Genomic DNA, 15,949 nt, shown 5'->3' with positions numbered 1-15,949 from the left:
ACTTCATAACGCAGCGCCCGGCAGAGGCTGCGCGAGGCGCCACGTGAGATTCTCGCGTGCCGCCGCCTCGCACTGTGAATGAAAGTAATCGGTCAGGTAAATGCGCGGCCGCGCAAGCAGGCCTTGCAACAACTTTCGCTCCTGCATGGCGTACGCGTGCTCGTCGAGGTCCGGGCGCTCGGCTCTCAAGCGCACACCGTTGTCGCAAAACTGGCGGCGCGGCGCGCCGAGTGAAGCGAGATCGATGTCGCAAACGAAGCACGCATCGAGATCATCGGGAACGCGGTGATGGCAGGTCGCGAGAATCGCCTCGCAAATGCGCTCGCATGCCGCAATGCGATTGGCGGCGCAGCGCCGAAGCCAGTCCGCACTGCGCTGTTCGTTATCTCTCGCGCCCGGAACATAGATCACATCGTGGCACCACAACGCGAGTTCCACGAGATCGCCATGCGCAATGACCTCGCGCGCCAGATCGAAATCGCGCAGGCAACGGCGCACGTGCTGCAACGTGTGATAGTGGCGCCCCGGTTCCCCATAGCGGCGCACGAGATCGGCGCAGACGCGCTCCGCGTTCGCGCCCCCACTGCGCGACCATAACGCGACGAAGCGTTCCTGCGTGCTGTTCACCGCTGCTCCTTTGCGCACTGCGCGATTTTCAGAGAAATTCCTTGCGAATGTCGATGCTCGAGCGCTGACCGATATCCGCATAATGCTGCGTGAGCCACGCGTCGGCTTCCTTGCGGCCGTTGTCGCGCAGCTCGCACAGAAAATCCCAATCCGCGTTGTATTTGCTCGACACGCTGAGCGCACACATGGCGGCGTCGGAGCGGATCGAATGGATCAGCATTTCCTTCATCTCGTCCTGAGCGAGTTTGTGTTGCTGGATCAACTCCGTCACGAAGGCAATGGCACGCATTTCGCGCATGAGCGACGAGTTGAAACTGATTTCGCTGATGCGGTTCAGAATGTCCGCCGCCGTGACCGGCACACCTGGCCGCACGAGCGGGTTGATGTGGACGATCACCACGTCGCGCGTCTTGCAGTGATAGATCAGCGGATAAATGGCCGGGTTGCCCATATAGCCGCCGTCCCAGTAGTGCTCGCCCGCGACCGTGACGGCATGGAACAGCGTTGGCACGCATGCGGAGGCGAGCACGGCGTCCGCGCAGATATCCTCACCCGTGAAGAGGCGTATCTTGCCTGTCTCCACGTTGGTCGCGCACAGGTACAGCAAAATGGGGCAGGCCTTGCGCAGCGCGGCAAAGTCGACCTGGCTTTCCAGCACCTCGCGCAACGGGTTCAGGTTGCCCGGATTGAACTGATAAGGCGAAAACACGCGCAGCATCATGTCGGCAACCGCATAGAGCGGCGAATGATCGAGCCCAAAGCTGTGCGAGCCCTTGAGCCACGGCACCCAGCGCAACGGGTTGTAGCGTTCGGCCGACTCGGCAACCGCATGCCAGAAGCGATCGAGCGCCTCGCGCGCGCCGCCCACACCGCCCTTCATGAGCCCATACGCAAGCACCGCGCCGTTCATGGCGCCGGCGCTGGTCGCGCTCACGCCTTCGATCGCGAGCCGTTCGTCTTCGAGCAGGCGGTCGAGCACACCCCATGTGAACGCGCCGTGCATCCCGCCGCCCTGCAACGCCAGCGCGATCTGCCTGGGCGCCGCAGGGTCGTGCTCTCTTTTCTGGCTTCTTGTTCGCTTCGTCGCCATGAGTCGCCTCCTCGGGCGGTACGCGCGTCCATTATGCGCCGCATGCCCTGCGGGAACAGCCCCGCTATTCAACCGGCATTCCAGCAGCAAAATCGATGCAAACGTATACTCCCCAGCAGTATTGCCCTATACTGCCCCACAGTATCCCCATTATCGATGCGGTCATGCCTCATTCCCCCGAAGAAAAGAAGCGCGTGCTCACGCGCGTGCGCCGGGTTCGCGGCCAGCTGGACGCGCTCGAGCGCGCGCTGGAGGAAGGCGCCGACTGCGCGCCCGTGCTCCAGCAACTGGCGGCGATTCGCGGCGCGATCAATGGCGTGATGGCCGGTGTGCTCGAAAGCCACCTGCGCGAAGAGTTCACCCACCTTGCAGGATCAGCGGAATCTCCGGGATCGATCGACGACGTCGTGACCCTCGTTCGAACCTACTTACGCTAACTCACCGCGGGTTTTCCCGCCCCGATTTGGCTGAACCCTTTTTTTACAGGACTACTATGAAATCGCGTGCTGCAGTAGCGTTTGCGCCGGGCAAGCCCCTCGAGATCGTCGAGATCGACGTCGAACCGCCCCGCAAGGGCGAGGTGCTGGTGAAGATCACGCATACCGGCGTTTGTCACACCGACGCCTTCACGCTCTCGGGCGACGACCCCGAAGGCCTCTTCCCCGTCGTGCTCGGCCACGAGGGCGCCGGCATCGTCGTGGAAGTGGGCGAAGGCGTGACCAGCGTGAAGCCCGGCGACCACGTGATCCCGCTCTACACCGCCGAATGCGGCGAGTGTCTCTTCTGCAAGAGCGGCAAGACCAATCTGTGCGTGTCCGTGCGCGCGACCCAGGGCAAGGGCGTGATGCCCGACGGCACGAGCCGGTTCAGCTACAACGGCCAGCCCCTCTACCACTACATGGGCTGCTCCACGTTCAGCGAGTACACCGTGGTGGCCGAAGTGTCGCTCGCCAAGATCAACCCGCAAGCCAATCCCGAGCAGGTGTGCCTGCTCGGCTGCGGCGTGACCACGGGTTTGGGCGCGGTGAAGAACACCGCCAAGGTGCAGGAAGGCGATACCGTCGCCGTATTCGGTCTGGGCGGCATCGGACTGGCGGTTATCCAGGGCGCGAAGCTCGCCAAGGCCGGCCGCATCATCGCCGTCGACACCAATCCGGGCAAATTCGATCTGGCGCGCGCCTTTGGCGCCACCGACTGCGTGAACCCCAAGGATCACGAAAAGCCCATTCAGCAGGTGATCGTCGACATGACGGGCTGGGGCGTGGATCACAGCTTCGAATGTATCGGCAACGTCAACGTCATGCGCGCGGCGCTCGAATGCGCGCACCGCGGCTGGGGCCAGTCGGTCGTGATCGGCGTGGCGGGCGCGGGTCAGGAGATCTCCACGCGCCCGTTCCAGCTCGTGACCGGCCGCCGCTGGCTGGGCACGGCCTTTGGCGGCGTGAAAGGCCGCTCGCAGTTGCCGGGCATGGTCGAAGACGCGATGGCAGGCAAGATCCAGCTCGCGCCGTTCGTCACGCACACAAAGCCGCTTTCGGGCATCAACGAAGCGTTCGACTTGATGCACGAGGGCAAATCGATCCGGACCGTCGTTCATTACTGACACGCAAGGAAGGAGAGAGACCATGGCCTCAGCTATTCACCCAACGGTTGATCGCGGCATTCAGAAAGGCGCCGAGAATTTCGCAGGCGGCACGCTGCGCTGCCAGTGCGCACAAGACCCGGTCGAAGTCCGCATTGACTCGCAGGTCCTGTTCAACCATGCCTGCGGCTGCACCCAGTGCTGGAAGCCCGCAGGCGCGCTGTTTTCCGTCGTCGGCGTCGTGCCGCGCGACAAGTTGACGGTCACGGCGCACGGGGAAAAGCTGAAGGTCGTCGACGAGAAGGCCACGATCCGGCGCCATGCCTGTACCGGCTGCGGCACGCATCTGTATGGCCGCATCGAGAACAAGGACCACGCGTTCTACGGGCTCGACTTCATTCACACCGAGCTGTCGAAGGAAGCGGGCTGGGACGGCCCCGGCTTTGCGGCCTTCGTCTCCTCGATCATCGAGAGCGGCACGCCGCCTTCGGCCATGGCCGACGTGCGCCAAACGCTGCGCGACAAGGGCCTCGAGCCGTACGACTGCCTGAGCCCCACGCTCATGGATCTTCTCTCCACCCAGGCCGCGAAGGCCAAAGGCACTTACCGGGAGGCCTGAAACGCTTATGGAGCGCATTGAAAAACACGTCAGCCACGGCGGCAGCCAGGAGGTGTGGAAGCACGCCTCCTCCACCGTCGGCGGCGAAATGAAGTTTGGTATCTATCTGCCCGAGGCCGCGTTGCGCGGGCAGAAATGCCCCGTGCTGTACTGGCTTTCGGGCCTCACCTGCACCGAACAAAACTTCATCACCAAGGCCGGCGTGCAACGTTACGCGGCGCAACACGGGATCATCGTCGTCGCGCCAGATACGAGTCCGCGCGGCAGCGACGTGGCCGATTCACCCGACTACGATCTCGGCCAGGGTGCAGGCTTCTACGTGAACGCCACGCGCGAACCGTGGGCGAAGCACTTCCGCATGTACGACTACGTGGTCACCGAATTGCCGGCCGTTGTCGAGGCCGGGTTTGCGGCAAGCGACGCACGCTCGATCAGCGGGCACTCGATGGGCGGGCACGGCGCACTGGTCGTTGCGCTGCGCAATCCGGGCCGTTATCGCAGCGTCTCCGCGTTCTCGCCAATCGTCGCGCCAAGCCAGGTGCCGTGGGGACAAAAGGCGCTTGCCGCCTATCTTGGCGACGACCGCGCAACGTGGCAGCAGTATGACGCCGTGGATCTGGTCGCTAACGGGGGCAAAAGCGCGAGCGAAAAGCTGCCGCTGCTCGTGGAGCAAGGCGGCGGCGACGATTTCCTGAGCACGCAGTTGCGGCCGGAACTGCTGCAGGCGGCCTGCGAGAAAGCGGGACATCCGCTGCATCTCAACGTTCGCGAAGGCTACGACCACAGCTACTACTTCATCGCCAGCTTTATCGGCGAGCATATGGCGTATCACGCCAAAGCGTTGGCTTGACGCGGGCCCGGCCCGACGTGCGGCATTCAGCGCCGCACGTCGCGCTTGTTACGGCGCGCCCAGTTGCTGAGCGGGTGCCTCGACATAGTCAGCAGGCAACGGCGTATCCGGCTCCGGCGTGCCCAGTAGCGCCTCATGCGAACTCGGCAGCCGCGTCGTGCGATATTCGTTGGGCGACGCGCCAAACTCCTTGCGGAACTCGCGGCCGAGGTGCGAAGCGTCGGAAAAACCGCATGACGACGCAATATCCGCAACGGTGCGGTCCGAACTCGTCAACAGCCACGACGCCATGCGCAGGCGAATCTGCCGCGCGTATGCGCCCGGAGATTTGCCGGTCTCCGTCGTGAAAAGGCGTTCGAGCTGGCGCACCGAAACATCGAGCCGATGGGCCAGATCCGGCAGACTCAGCGGCTGGCCCACGTGCTGCTCCATCAGCAGAATCGCGCGCCTGACCTTGGGATGCGTAGCGGGCTCGAGACCCGGAGGATGCGGTTGCGGCGCATTGCCTTTTTGCGCATCGTCCACGAGCAGAATACGCAGCGCCTTGCGCACGATGGTGGCCTCGACATGGCGCAGCAGAATAGCCGCGGCAACGTCGATCGACGCACGGCCGCCCGAACACGTAATGCGTCTTCTGTCGATCACAAAGAGCCGGTCGGCAACGAGGTCACGCTCATCGACTTGCGGGAAGCGCTCCACGAAATCCCAGTAGTGGAACCAGCTCACGCATATGCGATATCCGTTCATCACGCCGGCTCTCGCGAGCGCGAATGCCCCGGTGCAGAGTCCGACGAGCGTGGCCGGCGTCTCGGCCATGGCGCGAATGAAGGCGAGTGTCGCGTCGCTGGCAGGCGGCCCCGAATGCAGCAGGCCGCCGACGATCACGACATAGTCGAACGGCTCGGCCTCCTCGAAAGTCGTCCACGGCGTGATCTGGATGCCGCAGCTCGCGCGAACCGGCACGAGATTTTCTCCGACGATGGTCCATGAGCACCGCACCGGCCGGCTCATGTCGCCTTCGTCGCTTGCGAGCCTGAGCAGGTCGACGAAGCCGGAAAAGGCGGTCAACGTGAAGTTGGGCAATAGCACGATCCCGAAACGCAGCCGCCTTGTGGCCGTGGCTTCGCTGTCAATCGTGGGGTGAACCATGGGGCCGCCTGTGCAAATACATATCAAACAATCGATACGGTCGAAACCTGTTATCCGCTACCCGTTAGCCTGTGACCGCAACGCCGGCGTCGAGCCAGTCGCGCATCATTGTGCCGGCTTCTTCCGTCAGCCAGTTTCGAAACTGCAGATACTCGGTGCGTGGCCGCGCGTTCCGGTGCGTAATCAAATAGTGGTAGCGGTCTCTAAAGACGAGCGCATCGGGCACTGGCCGTATCAGCCGGCCTTGCTCGACCTGGTGGTGGAGTAAGTGGTGCCAGCCCAGCAGCGTGCCTTCGCCGGCTTCCGCCTGCGCGACCAGAAGCCGATAGTCGTTGCTCTCCAGATGTCTGTTTTCAGTCAGCATGTCCGTGCCGTCGCCCTGCTGAAACCAGTTGCGCCACACGCGCCAGTCCACGTGTTCACAAACCTGGGCGCGCCCGAGCAACGAAAGATTCAACGTGGGTTGCGAAAGCAGATCGAGCGGCTTGAGTTTCTTGCCGCGAAAATGCCGGTCGTAAAACGTCGGGCTGCAAACCGGGTAGACGACATCATGAAATAACGGCTCCACCTCGTATTCCGGCTCACGCGGTGGATTCTTCGTGATGATGATGTCGGGCTCCATGAGTTCGTCCAACTCCATGAAGTGCTCGGTGACCATCACATTCAGCTGGATCTCTGGAAAGCGCTCGCGAAACGCCGGCAGGCGCTGCGACAGCCACAGGGCCGAGAACGTATGGGAGACGCAAATCGTCAACGCGTGCCGGTCCGTGCGGCGCACTGCCTCCGCCGCCTCGGCGATATTCATGATGGAGAGGTACGACGCGTTGTACAGGATGCGTCCCGCATCGGTCAGCGCGATATGCCGGCCGGTGCGCTCGAACAGCGCGACATCGAGCGAATCTTCCAGCTCCTTGATTTGTCTGCTGATTGCGGCCTGCGTGACGCAAAGCACCTCCGCCGCCTGGGTGAAGCTTTCGTAGCGCGCCGCGGTCACGAAGCACCGGAGCGCCCGCAGCGACGGCATCTGGGCGAGGAGTCTGTCTGCGAATAGCTGCTTCTTTAACATGGCTTGCGCTCTTTAAACGGGTGCCCGCATGGCGCGTTCAAGCGCGCCACGAACCATAAAGGGATTCGGATGAGAATAGTGTGCGAGTCCGTATTCCCGGTGGCAAGTGATGTGGTTCATACCGTGGCTTACGTTCCGCCAACAACCTGCTCCCCCTTCATCGTGTGTGCACGGGCCTGACGGCCCGCTCTCCCGCTTTATCGCTACCCATTCACGCCAGCTTCAGCCAGGTGGTCTTTAGCTCGCAATACTGGTCGTGTGCATAGACAGACTTGTCGCGCCCACCAAAGCCCGATTGCTTGAATCCGCCGAATGGCGTCGAAAGGTCACCTTCGCCGAAACAGTTTACCGTGACCGTGCCTGCGCGGATACGCGAAGCGACCTTATGCGCACTGTTCACGTTATCCGTCCACAACGAAGCGGCCAGACCGTAGCACGTGTCGTTCGCGATGCGAATGGCGTCTTCCACGTCGTCGTATTCGATAAAGCACACGACAGGCCCGAACACTTCTTCCCGCGCGATGGCCATGTCCGGCGTGACCTGATCGAAGATCGTGGGCTCGACGAACCATCCGCCCGTTTCGGTTAGCGCGGCACGCCCGCCGCACACCGCGCGCGCGCCCTGCTCCTTCGCTTTCTCGATGTGCGCGAGCACTTTCTCGTAGTGCTTCTGCTCGATCAGCGCGCCAAGCTTCACGTCGGGGTCGAGCGGATCGCCGGTCCTCCAGCCCGCCAGTACGGCCTGGACTTTCTCCACCAGTTCCGCCCGCTTGCTCGAAGGCACGAGAATGCGCGAGCCGGCGCTGCAGTTTTCCCCCATGTTCCAGAATGCCGCGGCAACAGCCTGTTCGGCGACCGCATCGAGATTCGCGACATCGGGCAGAATCACCTGGGGGTTCTTCCCGCCGCATTCGAGCAGCACCCGCTTCAGATTGGTATCCGCGGAATAATGCAGAAAGCGCTTGCCGGTCGCCGTCGACCCGGTGAACGCAACGAGGTCAACATCGGGATGGCGGCCCAGCGCCTGTCCCGCGCTTTCCCCAAAGCCCGTGACGACGCTGAATACGCCCGCGGGCACGCCCGCTTCGAGAGCGAGATCGGCAATGCGCAGCGTAGAGAGTGACGTTTGCTCCGCCGGCTTCACGATCACGCTATTGCCGACCGACAAAGCCGGCCCGATTTTCCAGGCCAGCATCAGCGCGGGGAAATTCCACGGCAGCACCGCGCCCACTACGCCTATCGGCTCGCGCGTAATCATGCTGACGACATCCGCGCCGGAAGGCGACAGCGCGTCGTAACGCTTGTCCGTCACTTCGGCATGCCAACGAATACAAGCTGCCGACTCGGGAATATCAAGCGCGAGACATTCGCTGATCGGCTTGCCCGCTTCCAGCGCTTCGAGCAGCGCCAGTTCGTCCGTATGCGATTCGATCAGTTGCGCGAGGCGAAGCAGCACCGCCTTGCGATGCGCCGGCGCGGCCTTCGACCACACGCCGGATTCGAATGCATTGCGCGCGGCCGCGACAGCATGGTCCACATCCTTTTCGCCGCATTTCGCCACTTCCGCGAGCACCTGGCCCGATGCGGGATTGAGCGTGGCGAACGTTTCGCTCGATGCCGATCCACACCGCTCTCCAGCAATGAATGCCCGTCCGTCGAGCGATAGTGCCGCTGCTTTCTGCTTCCACTCTTGATGCGTCGTCATCTCGTGTCCTTGGTTAATTAAAGCTCGGCTCCCGCCGACATTTCCTTCGCCCAGATCGTCGCCGACACCGCCATGTCGACGATCGGCCGAACCGGCAGCGAACGCGGGTGCGGCTGCTTCAGAAGCTGCTGGATCAGATCGTTGGTCTGGCCTAGCGCGTATTCGGCGATCAGCTTGCCCGACGAAGAGCCTCTGCTCAGCCCGAGGCCATTGCATCCCACCGCTTCCAGGATGCCGTCGTCGCGGCGACCGAATAGCGCGCCGTTGTTCGCCGAAAGACACAACGGACCGCCCCACGTGTACTCGAGTTCGACACCCTTGAGCATGGGGAACCGGCGGTCGAACGAGCGTTGATGCAGCGCTTTCGCCTTCGTGAGATCGGATTCCGAGACCTGCAACCCGGGCCTGAACGCGAAATGGTTGCGCACGCAAATACGGTCCGTGGCCAGACGGCGCACCGTCGTGCCCATGGGGTCCGCCGGAATCAGCGACCACGATCGCGTGCCGCCCAGCTTTTCAACCTCAGCGGCATTCATGACGCGAGTCATCGACGCAAACGTGTACACGGGCAGCAAGCCATTGGGGTGAATACCGAACGTCGCCGCGTACGCGTTCGTGCAGAGAATCACCTGTTTGGCGACGATCTTTCCCCGGGCGAAATGCAGGACTTTCTCGTTGCCGCGCTGCTCGACCTGCGTCACCGCGCTCATTTCGAACACCTTGACGTTTTCCGGCTGCGTAGCCGCCAGTCCTCGCATGAGCGCCGCCGGCTGCACCGTGCTGCATCCCGGCGTGAATAGCGCGCCCTGGTAAAAGTCCGTGCCGGTCACCGCACGAATGGCGGGTTGATCGAGCCATTCGAATGCTTCGTCAATGCGCGTCAGCCCCTGCGCAAAATGCTTTAGCGCGTCGAGCCCTTTCTTGTTGACGCTGGCGTGGAATTTACCGTCGTCGCGCCAATCGCAGTCGATGTTGTGCGCGCGTACGATCGAGCGCACGTAGTCGATGCCGTGCCGCTGGAAACGCACGTCGGCCTTGTCCTCCGCGACGCTGCGCGAATAGCTTTCACTGCTGATGTCGTGCGGCAAATCGACGAAGAATCCGGAATTGCGTCCGGCCGTCGTGCGCCCAATGCGATCGGCCTCGACCAGCGCGATCGACGCATCGGGCGACAACTCGGCAAGCCGCCGCGCGGCACAAAGCCCGGTGATCCCGCCGCCCACAACGACCCAGTCGTATCGAAGCTCAGCCGACACCGTTTTGGCAGGCCGCGCTGGCGGGAGACTTTCCCACCACCCGTTGACGCCGTCTGGCGCAGGAAAGCGCGCGAATTCCAGGTTCGAGACCATTTTCTGTTGTTACTGGGCGTTGCGAATGAGCGGTTTCACAAGCTGCGCAAATGCGCTGCGTTCCTCTTGCGTGAGCGAACCGAGCGGTGCACGCGCCACGCCAACCGGCAGCCCCACCAGTTCGCAACCATAGCGCACGTACTGGATGAATTTTCCGCTGCGCTCGAGCAGTTCGAGCACCGGCAGCAATTGCGACATCAGTTGGCGGCCCAGCACGAAGTCGTTGTGTTTGACGCACGCGTCGAAAAGCGCCGTGTGCGCTTCCGGCAGGAAGTTCGATGCGCCGCCAACCCAACTCTTCGCGCCCCACGCAAAGAATTCGAGCGCCTGGTCGTCCATGCCGCAACTGAGCACCAAGCGGTCCTTGAAGTGCGTGACGAGATGATGCAGATGTGAAATATCGCCGGTGCTTTCCTTCATGGCGATAAAGTTCGGACGCTCCAGCAGCGTTGCCAGCACGCCGTCGCTGATCTCCGTTCCCGTGCGGGCCGGAAAGTTGTACAGCATGATCGGCATGTCGAGCGCGTCGTCCACCTTCAGCATGTGGCTGAGCAGTTCCTCCTGCGTCGGCTGCGCGTAGTAAGGCGCGGCAACCAGCAGCGACGACAGACCAGCGCGCTTCGCCTCCAGGCCCAGGCGAATCACCTCCTTCGTCGTGGTCGCGTTGATGCCCGCGGTCAGATACGTTTTGCCGCCCGCCGCCTCCGCAACGGTGTTGAACGTCTTGACGCGTTCCTCGAAGCTCAACGCATAGTATTCGCCCGTGGTGCCGCCGATTCCAAGGCCCGCTACGCGGCCTGCAAGATTCGCTGCATGCTTGCCGAGCAAAGCGTGGTCGATTTCACCGTCCTCTTTAAACGGCGTGACCAGCGGAGTATGTACGCCCTCGAAGCTCATTTTGATTCCTCTCTTCAATAATCTTCAAACAGATAATCGGATATTTACTGCATTCGCGGCCCTGAGCGCCTGGCTTACGCCAGGGCGTCGGCGTGCGAATAAATCGGGAACTGGTGGCACAGGTCTCTCACGCGGCTGCGCACGGCGCGCTCGACCTGCTCGTCGCCGCCGGGCTCGCTCTCCAGTCCCGCCAACACTTCAAGAATCATTTCGCCAATCTGCTCGAACTGGGCCGTGCCGAATCCGCGTGTCGTGCCGGCAGGCGTGCCGAGCCGGATGCCGGAGGTCACGGTCGGGTTCTCCGTGTCGAACGGAATGCCGTTCTTGTTGCAGGTGATGCCCGCGCGCTCGAGCGCTTTTTCGGCCTGCGTGCCCGTGATGCGTTTGGAACGAAGATCGACGAGCAGCAGATGGTTGTCGGTGCCGCCCGTGACGAGCGAAAGCCCGCCCGATTGCAGCACGTTGCCCAGCGCCGCGGCGTTGCGCAGCACGCGGTCGATGTAGCTCGCGAACTCCGGACGCAGCGCTTCGCCGAACGCCACCGCCTTGCCCGCAATGACGTGCATGAGCGGACCACCCTGCAGGCCGGGGAACACGGCGGAGTTGATCTTCTTCGCGATGTCGGGGTTGTTGGTGAGGATGAAGCCGCCGCGCGGACCACGAAGCGTCTTGTGCGTGGTCGACGTCACCACGTCCGCGTACTTGATCGGGTTGTCGTGCCGTCCGGCCGCGACAATGCCCGCGATATGCGCCATGTCGACCATGAGCAGCGCACCGACGCTATCGGCGATTTCACGGAAAGCCGCAAAGTCGAGCGCGCGCGGATACGCGGAATAGCCCGCGATCATGAGCTTCGGGCGGTGCTCCTGCGCCTGCCTGCGCACCGCGTCGTAGTCGATACGGTACGTCTGCGGGCTCACGCCATACTGCACCGCGTTGAACCACTTGCCGGAAAGCGCCGGTCGCGCGCCGTGAGTGAGGTGGCCGCCCGCGTCGAGCGACATGCCCATCACCGTGTCGCCGGGCTTCACCAGGGCGAGCATGACCGCACCGTTTGCCTGCGCGCCGGAATGCGGCTGCACATTGGCGTACTCGGCGTCGAACAGCGCCTTCACGCGGTCGATGGCGAGCGCCTCGACGCGGTCCACGTGTTCGCAGCCGCCGTAATAGCGCTTCGACGGGTAGCCCTCGGCATACTTGTTGGTCAGCACCGTCCCTTGCGCTTCCATCACCGCCGCCGAAACGATATTCTCGGAGGCGATCAATTCGATCTGCGTTTGCTGGCGGCGCAATTCGAGCGCGATCTCGGATGCGATGACCGGGTCACGGCTTTGGAGCGTTTCAGAAAAGAAGCACGAGTTTTCGCTCACGGGTCACTCCAGGAAGTAATCGTGTCTTGCAGGCCCTGCTGGAACTTGAAAATCGCTGGGGCAGCGGGCCCTTCCTGCCCCTTGAATACGGATCGCCGGCTTACTGCTGCAGCCAGGCTTTCAGCTTGTCCGGGTGGGCGTCGACGAACTTCTTCGCAGCGCTCGCGTAGTCGTTCGTGCTGTTGCCTTCGAGCTCGATCGCTTCGACATCCGCCAGCGTCAGCTTGAAATGCTTGAAGAACACATCGGCGCGGGGAAACTTCGTGGCGAACTGTTTGGACGCGAACGCGTGAATCTGCTCTTCGCCGCCCAGCGTGCCCTTAGGGTCCTTCAAATAGCGCATCTGCCATTTCTGCCAAAGCCAGTGCGGGCTCCAGACCGTGGCCACGACCCATTGCTTCGTTTGATACGCACGCGACACGGCGGCGAGCATGCCGGCTTCGCTCGATGACTGGAGGTTGTAGCCGTTCAGGTTGTATGCCTCAACCGACTTCTGCGAGGCTTGCATCAGGCCCGCACCCGGACCAATGCCCTGAATCGTGCCGTCGAGCTTGCTCTTGACTTCCGGCTTGTTCAGATCGGAAATCGACGAAACCTGGGACTCCGGCACGTATGCAGGCACGGCCCAGCCGTTTCTGCCGCCCGTGTAGATCACGCCGACATCGTCCAGATCGTTCTTGTACTTCGCGTAGTACACGGCGTGCGTCACCGGCAGCCAGCCGCCCACCATGATGTCCAGATCGCCGCGCGCCACGCCCTGAAACTGAATGCCGATATCGGCATTGACGAACTTGACCGGCTGGTTCAGTTTGGTCTCGAGCACGTATTTGGCGACATTGGCCGTGGCGAGTACATCCGCCCAGTCCGTGACCGCCATCTTGATCGGCTCCGCGGCCACGGCAGACCCGACGCCGACACTGATGGCGAGAACCGTCGATAGCGCAACCTTCGTCACGAGTGATTTGAAAACATCGCTAATCATGTTAGTACTCCGTATTGATGTGGAAACTACCCGTTCCTTCACGGTTACCTGCCTGTGACTTGCAGGTAACCGGCTGGTCAGCTATGCGCGGCTTCGGTGGTGCTGCCCTTGCTCACTTTCGCGACAGATCTCCTCTTCTTCGCCTTCGCGCCAAACGTCTCCGTCAGGCGGTCCAGCACGATGGCGAGCAGCACGACACCGAGCCCGCCTTCGAAGCCGATGCCGATGTCGAGGCGCTGAATGCCGCTCAACACATACTCACCCAGGCCGCCCGCGCCGATCATCGAGGCGATCACGACCATCGAAAGCGACATCATGATGGTCTGGTTCACACCGGCCATGATGGACGGCAATGCATTCGGCAGCTGGATTTTCCAGAGCAGTTGCGCGTCCGTGCTGCCGAACGAGCGGCCCGCTTCCAGCAGTTCCTCGCGCACCTGGCGAATGCCGAGCGTCGTGAGTCGCACGACAGGCGGCATGGCGAACACGACCGTTGCGATCACGGCAGGCACGCGGCCCAGCCCGAACAGGATCACGGCAGGGATCAGATAAACGAACGCCGGCATGGTCTGCATGAAATCGAGCAGTGAGCGCAGGATCATTTCCACGCGCTTGTTTCGCGCGCCCCAGATGCCGAGCGGCACGCCGACAATCAGACTGAACACCGTCGCGGCCACGACGAGCGCGAGCGTCGCAACGGTTTGCGGCCACAGCCCCATGTAGTGAATGAGCATCAGCGCGACGCCGACGAACACCGCGAACGCGATGCCACGGCGCCACAACGCAAACGCCACAAGAAACACCAGCATCGCGAGGAATGGGATGGCGCCCAGACCGTCCTCGAGCAGTTTGACGACAGCGCCGAGCGCCGCGGAAAACGCGTTGAACCCGCCCTGGAAGTGATTGAAGAGAAAATTGACGGCGTTCTCTGCGAACTTGCCGATGCCTGACGAATTCATGCTGCCCTCCGCTCCATAACCTGTTTGAGTATCGTTCGGCACGACACGACGCCCGCGAGCTTGCCTGCCGCGTCCGTGACCGGCACGTCGTGTTGCTGGCTCAATGCGATCGCGCTGAGTTCGTGCAGGTCGGTGTCCAGCGAGACCGTGCTCAGGTCCTTGAGCAGCGCTTCGCGCAGCGGTTGGGCGCCCGCCTTGTGCAGCGAAGCGGGCGTGACGCAGCCCTGGTAGCGGCCGGCTTGATCGCACACATAGCCACACTCGGCGCCGCTGTCGATCAGTTGATTGAGGTAACGCTCGGCCGGCGCACCGACGTCGCCGGCAATGAGTCCACGCTCGACGCGGGTCATCAGGCGGTCGGCCTTGAGGAAGCGCGAAACGTCGACGTGACGGAAAAAGTCCCGCACGTAGTCGTCTGCCGGCGACTGAATGAGTTCAGCCGGCGTGCCGACCTGGATCAGGCAGCCGTCTTTCATGATGCCGATACGGCCTCCGATCTTGATGGCCTCTTCGATATCGTGCGAAATGAAGACGATGGTTCGCTGCTCTTCCTTCTGAAGCCGCAGCAATTCGCTTTGCATTTCGAAGCGGATGAGCGGATCGAGTGCCGAGAAAGCTTCGTCCATCAGCAGCACGGCAGGATTGACCGCGAGGGCGCGCGCAAGACCGACCCGTTGCTGCATACCGCCCGAGAGTTCGCCGGGCAAAAGCTTTTCGTACGAGCCAAGACCCACGCGCGTGAGCGCGGCGCGAGCGATTGCATAGCGCTCGGACTTTTTCATGCCCGCGACTTCGAGGCCATACGCAATGTTGTCGAGCACCGTGCGGTTCGGCAGCAGCGCAAACGACTGGAACACCATCGCCATCTTCTTGCGGCGCACTTCACGCAGCTCCGGCGTGGACATGGGCGCGATATCGCGGCCTTCGAGCACGACCTGGCCGGACGTCGGTTCAATGAGCCGGTTAAGCAGGCGCACAAGCGTCGATTTACCGGAACCCGAGAGGCCCATGATGACGAAGATCTCGCCGGCCTTCACGTTGAGGCTGACGTTGTTGACCGCCACCATGTTGCCGGTGCGCTTGAAGACTTCATCGCGGCCCAGCCCCTGCTTGACCAGTTGCGCGGCAATCTCGGGCTTCGGACCGAAGATCTTCGACAGGTTCTTGACCGTGAGAATGTCAGTGCCTGATAGGGCAATGGGCCGGGCCACCGAAGGCGTACCCGCTGTGTTGATTGCGCCTGGCGGCATTGCGTCGCCCGGTGCGAACGTCAGATGAGGGGCCATTTGTCATCCCAACTGGCTGGTTCAGAAAATTGATGCTGGCGAACTCCGTTGCGACCAGAAGTTCTAGCGCGGCGATTCAGCTCGCATTAACGTCTGCCTGGCGTCGAATCCAATTCTTTGTTGATTCCGGTTCCGGCGCAGTCGCTGATGCAGTGATTGCAGCGTAGCAATCCAAATTGCGCGCTCCAGCTACATTTTTTCGACCCTTTCCCATACCTTTGGTAATGCGTGCGAGGCACGCAGAAGGCGATGAAATGTTTAGCGAATACGCACGTAGTGCGCATTCGCCATATAGGCCGGGGCTTTGCAGGAAATTGAGTGCCGGAAACGGCGCCGTCCGGCCAGTCCTCGCCAGACGGGGCCCACCGTGTCGAACAAGGGAAAGCCCTGGCGGGATTCAGTCAGGGAAATTACCAGG

General features: G+C 62.4%; 15 protein-coding genes. 4 read left to right on the top strand and 11 right to left on the bottom strand.

Annotation, left to right across the window (positions count from 1 at the left end; translation table 11 throughout):
- Positions 1-3 precede the first annotated feature (3 nt).
- The gene (locus U5A65_RS33860; RefSeq protein WP_321949023.1) at positions 4-627 is read right to left on the bottom strand and encodes a hypothetical protein; all 624 of its coding nucleotides are present in this window, start codon (positions 625-627) and stop codon (positions 4-6) included.
- A 28-nt stretch (positions 628-655) separates the two neighbouring features.
- Positions 656-1,717: a patatin-like phospholipase family protein gene (locus U5A65_RS33855; protein WP_321913485.1), complete on the bottom strand. Its 1,062-nt coding sequence runs from the start codon at positions 1,715-1,717 to the stop codon at positions 656-658.
- 164 nt (positions 1,718-1,881) lie between these two features.
- On the opposite strand from U5A65_RS33855, the gene frmR reads away from it, so the two are divergent.
- From frmR to fghA, 4 genes are read left to right on the top strand one after another with little or no spacing between them, the layout of a single operon-like run.
- Positions 1,882-2,154 carry a formaldehyde-responsive transcriptional repressor FrmR gene (gene frmR / locus U5A65_RS33850; protein WP_028221606.1) on the top strand — a complete coding sequence of 91 codons (273 nt, stop codon included), beginning with the start codon at positions 1,882-1,884 and terminating at the stop codon, positions 2,152-2,154.
- A 56-nt stretch (positions 2,155-2,210) separates the two neighbouring features.
- Entirely contained in the window at positions 2,211-3,320 is a 1,110-nt protein-coding gene (locus tag U5A65_RS33845) for an S-(hydroxymethyl)glutathione dehydrogenase/class III alcohol dehydrogenase (protein WP_233888494.1), read from the top strand.
- Between the two features lie 22 nt (positions 3,321-3,342).
- Positions 3,343-3,918: an S-(hydroxymethyl)glutathione synthase gene (gfa, locus tag U5A65_RS33840; protein ID WP_321913486.1), complete on the top strand. Its 576-nt coding sequence runs from the start codon at positions 3,343-3,345 to the stop codon at positions 3,916-3,918.
- A 7-nt stretch (positions 3,919-3,925) separates the two neighbouring features.
- Positions 3,926-4,768 (top strand): S-formylglutathione hydrolase, encoded by an 843-nt coding sequence (gene fghA, locus U5A65_RS33835; RefSeq protein ID WP_321913487.1) that lies wholly within the window; start codon positions 3,926-3,928, stop codon positions 4,766-4,768.
- A gap of 48 nt (positions 4,769-4,816) precedes the next feature.
- On the opposite strand, the gene U5A65_RS33830 is transcribed toward fghA, so the two are convergent.
- The 9 genes from U5A65_RS33830 to U5A65_RS33790 form a co-directional block, all read right to left on the bottom strand.
- Positions 4,817-5,917, bottom strand: a complete 1,101-nt coding sequence (locus tag U5A65_RS33830) for a GlxA family transcriptional regulator (protein ID WP_321949022.1) — start codon at positions 5,915-5,917, stop codon at positions 4,817-4,819.
- Between the two features lie 64 nt (positions 5,918-5,981).
- Positions 5,982-6,983, bottom strand: coding sequence for a LysR substrate-binding domain-containing protein (locus U5A65_RS33825; RefSeq protein WP_321913489.1), 1,002 nt, complete (start codon positions 6,981-6,983; stop codon positions 5,982-5,984).
- 211 nt (positions 6,984-7,194) lie between these two features.
- Positions 7,195-8,688, bottom strand: a complete 1,494-nt coding sequence (locus U5A65_RS33820; RefSeq protein WP_321937918.1) for an aldehyde dehydrogenase — start codon at positions 8,686-8,688, stop codon at positions 7,195-7,197.
- 17 nt (positions 8,689-8,705) lie between these two features.
- Positions 8,706-10,037, bottom strand: a complete 1,332-nt coding sequence (locus U5A65_RS33815) for an FAD-binding oxidoreductase (protein ID WP_321949021.1) — start codon at positions 10,035-10,037, stop codon at positions 8,706-8,708.
- A 9-nt stretch (positions 10,038-10,046) separates the two neighbouring features.
- On the bottom strand, positions 10,047-10,934 hold the full coding sequence (locus U5A65_RS33810; RefSeq protein ID WP_321913492.1) for a dihydrodipicolinate synthase family protein: 888 nt from the start codon (positions 10,932-10,934) through the stop codon (positions 10,047-10,049).
- Between the two features lie 74 nt (positions 10,935-11,008).
- Positions 11,009-12,304 (bottom strand): serine hydroxymethyltransferase, encoded by a 1,296-nt coding sequence (gene glyA / locus U5A65_RS33805; protein ID WP_321949020.1) that lies wholly within the window; start codon positions 12,302-12,304, stop codon positions 11,009-11,011.
- Positions 12,305-12,404: 100 nt separating this feature from the next.
- The gene (locus U5A65_RS33800) at positions 12,405-13,286 is read right to left on the bottom strand and encodes a glycine betaine ABC transporter substrate-binding protein (RefSeq protein WP_321949019.1); all 882 of its coding nucleotides are present in this window, start codon (positions 13,284-13,286) and stop codon (positions 12,405-12,407) included.
- Between the two features lie 77 nt (positions 13,287-13,363).
- Entirely contained in the window at positions 13,364-14,245 is an 882-nt protein-coding gene (locus U5A65_RS33795) for a proline/glycine betaine ABC transporter permease (RefSeq protein WP_321913495.1), read from the bottom strand.
- Positions 14,242-15,531, bottom strand: a complete 1,290-nt coding sequence (locus U5A65_RS33790; RefSeq protein WP_321913496.1) for a glycine betaine/L-proline ABC transporter ATP-binding protein — start codon at positions 15,529-15,531, stop codon at positions 14,242-14,244. The genes U5A65_RS33795 and U5A65_RS33790 overlap by 4 nt, the downstream gene beginning before the upstream one ends.
- Positions 15,532-15,949 lie beyond the last annotated feature (418 nt).

Source organism: Paraburkholderia sp. J10-1, from assembly GCF_905220165.1.
Taxonomy (GTDB): domain Bacteria; phylum Pseudomonadota; class Gammaproteobacteria; order Burkholderiales; family Burkholderiaceae; genus Paraburkholderia.
Note: the sequence above shows the minus strand (reverse complement) of the source record. Positions and strands in the feature narration are given on the sequence as shown.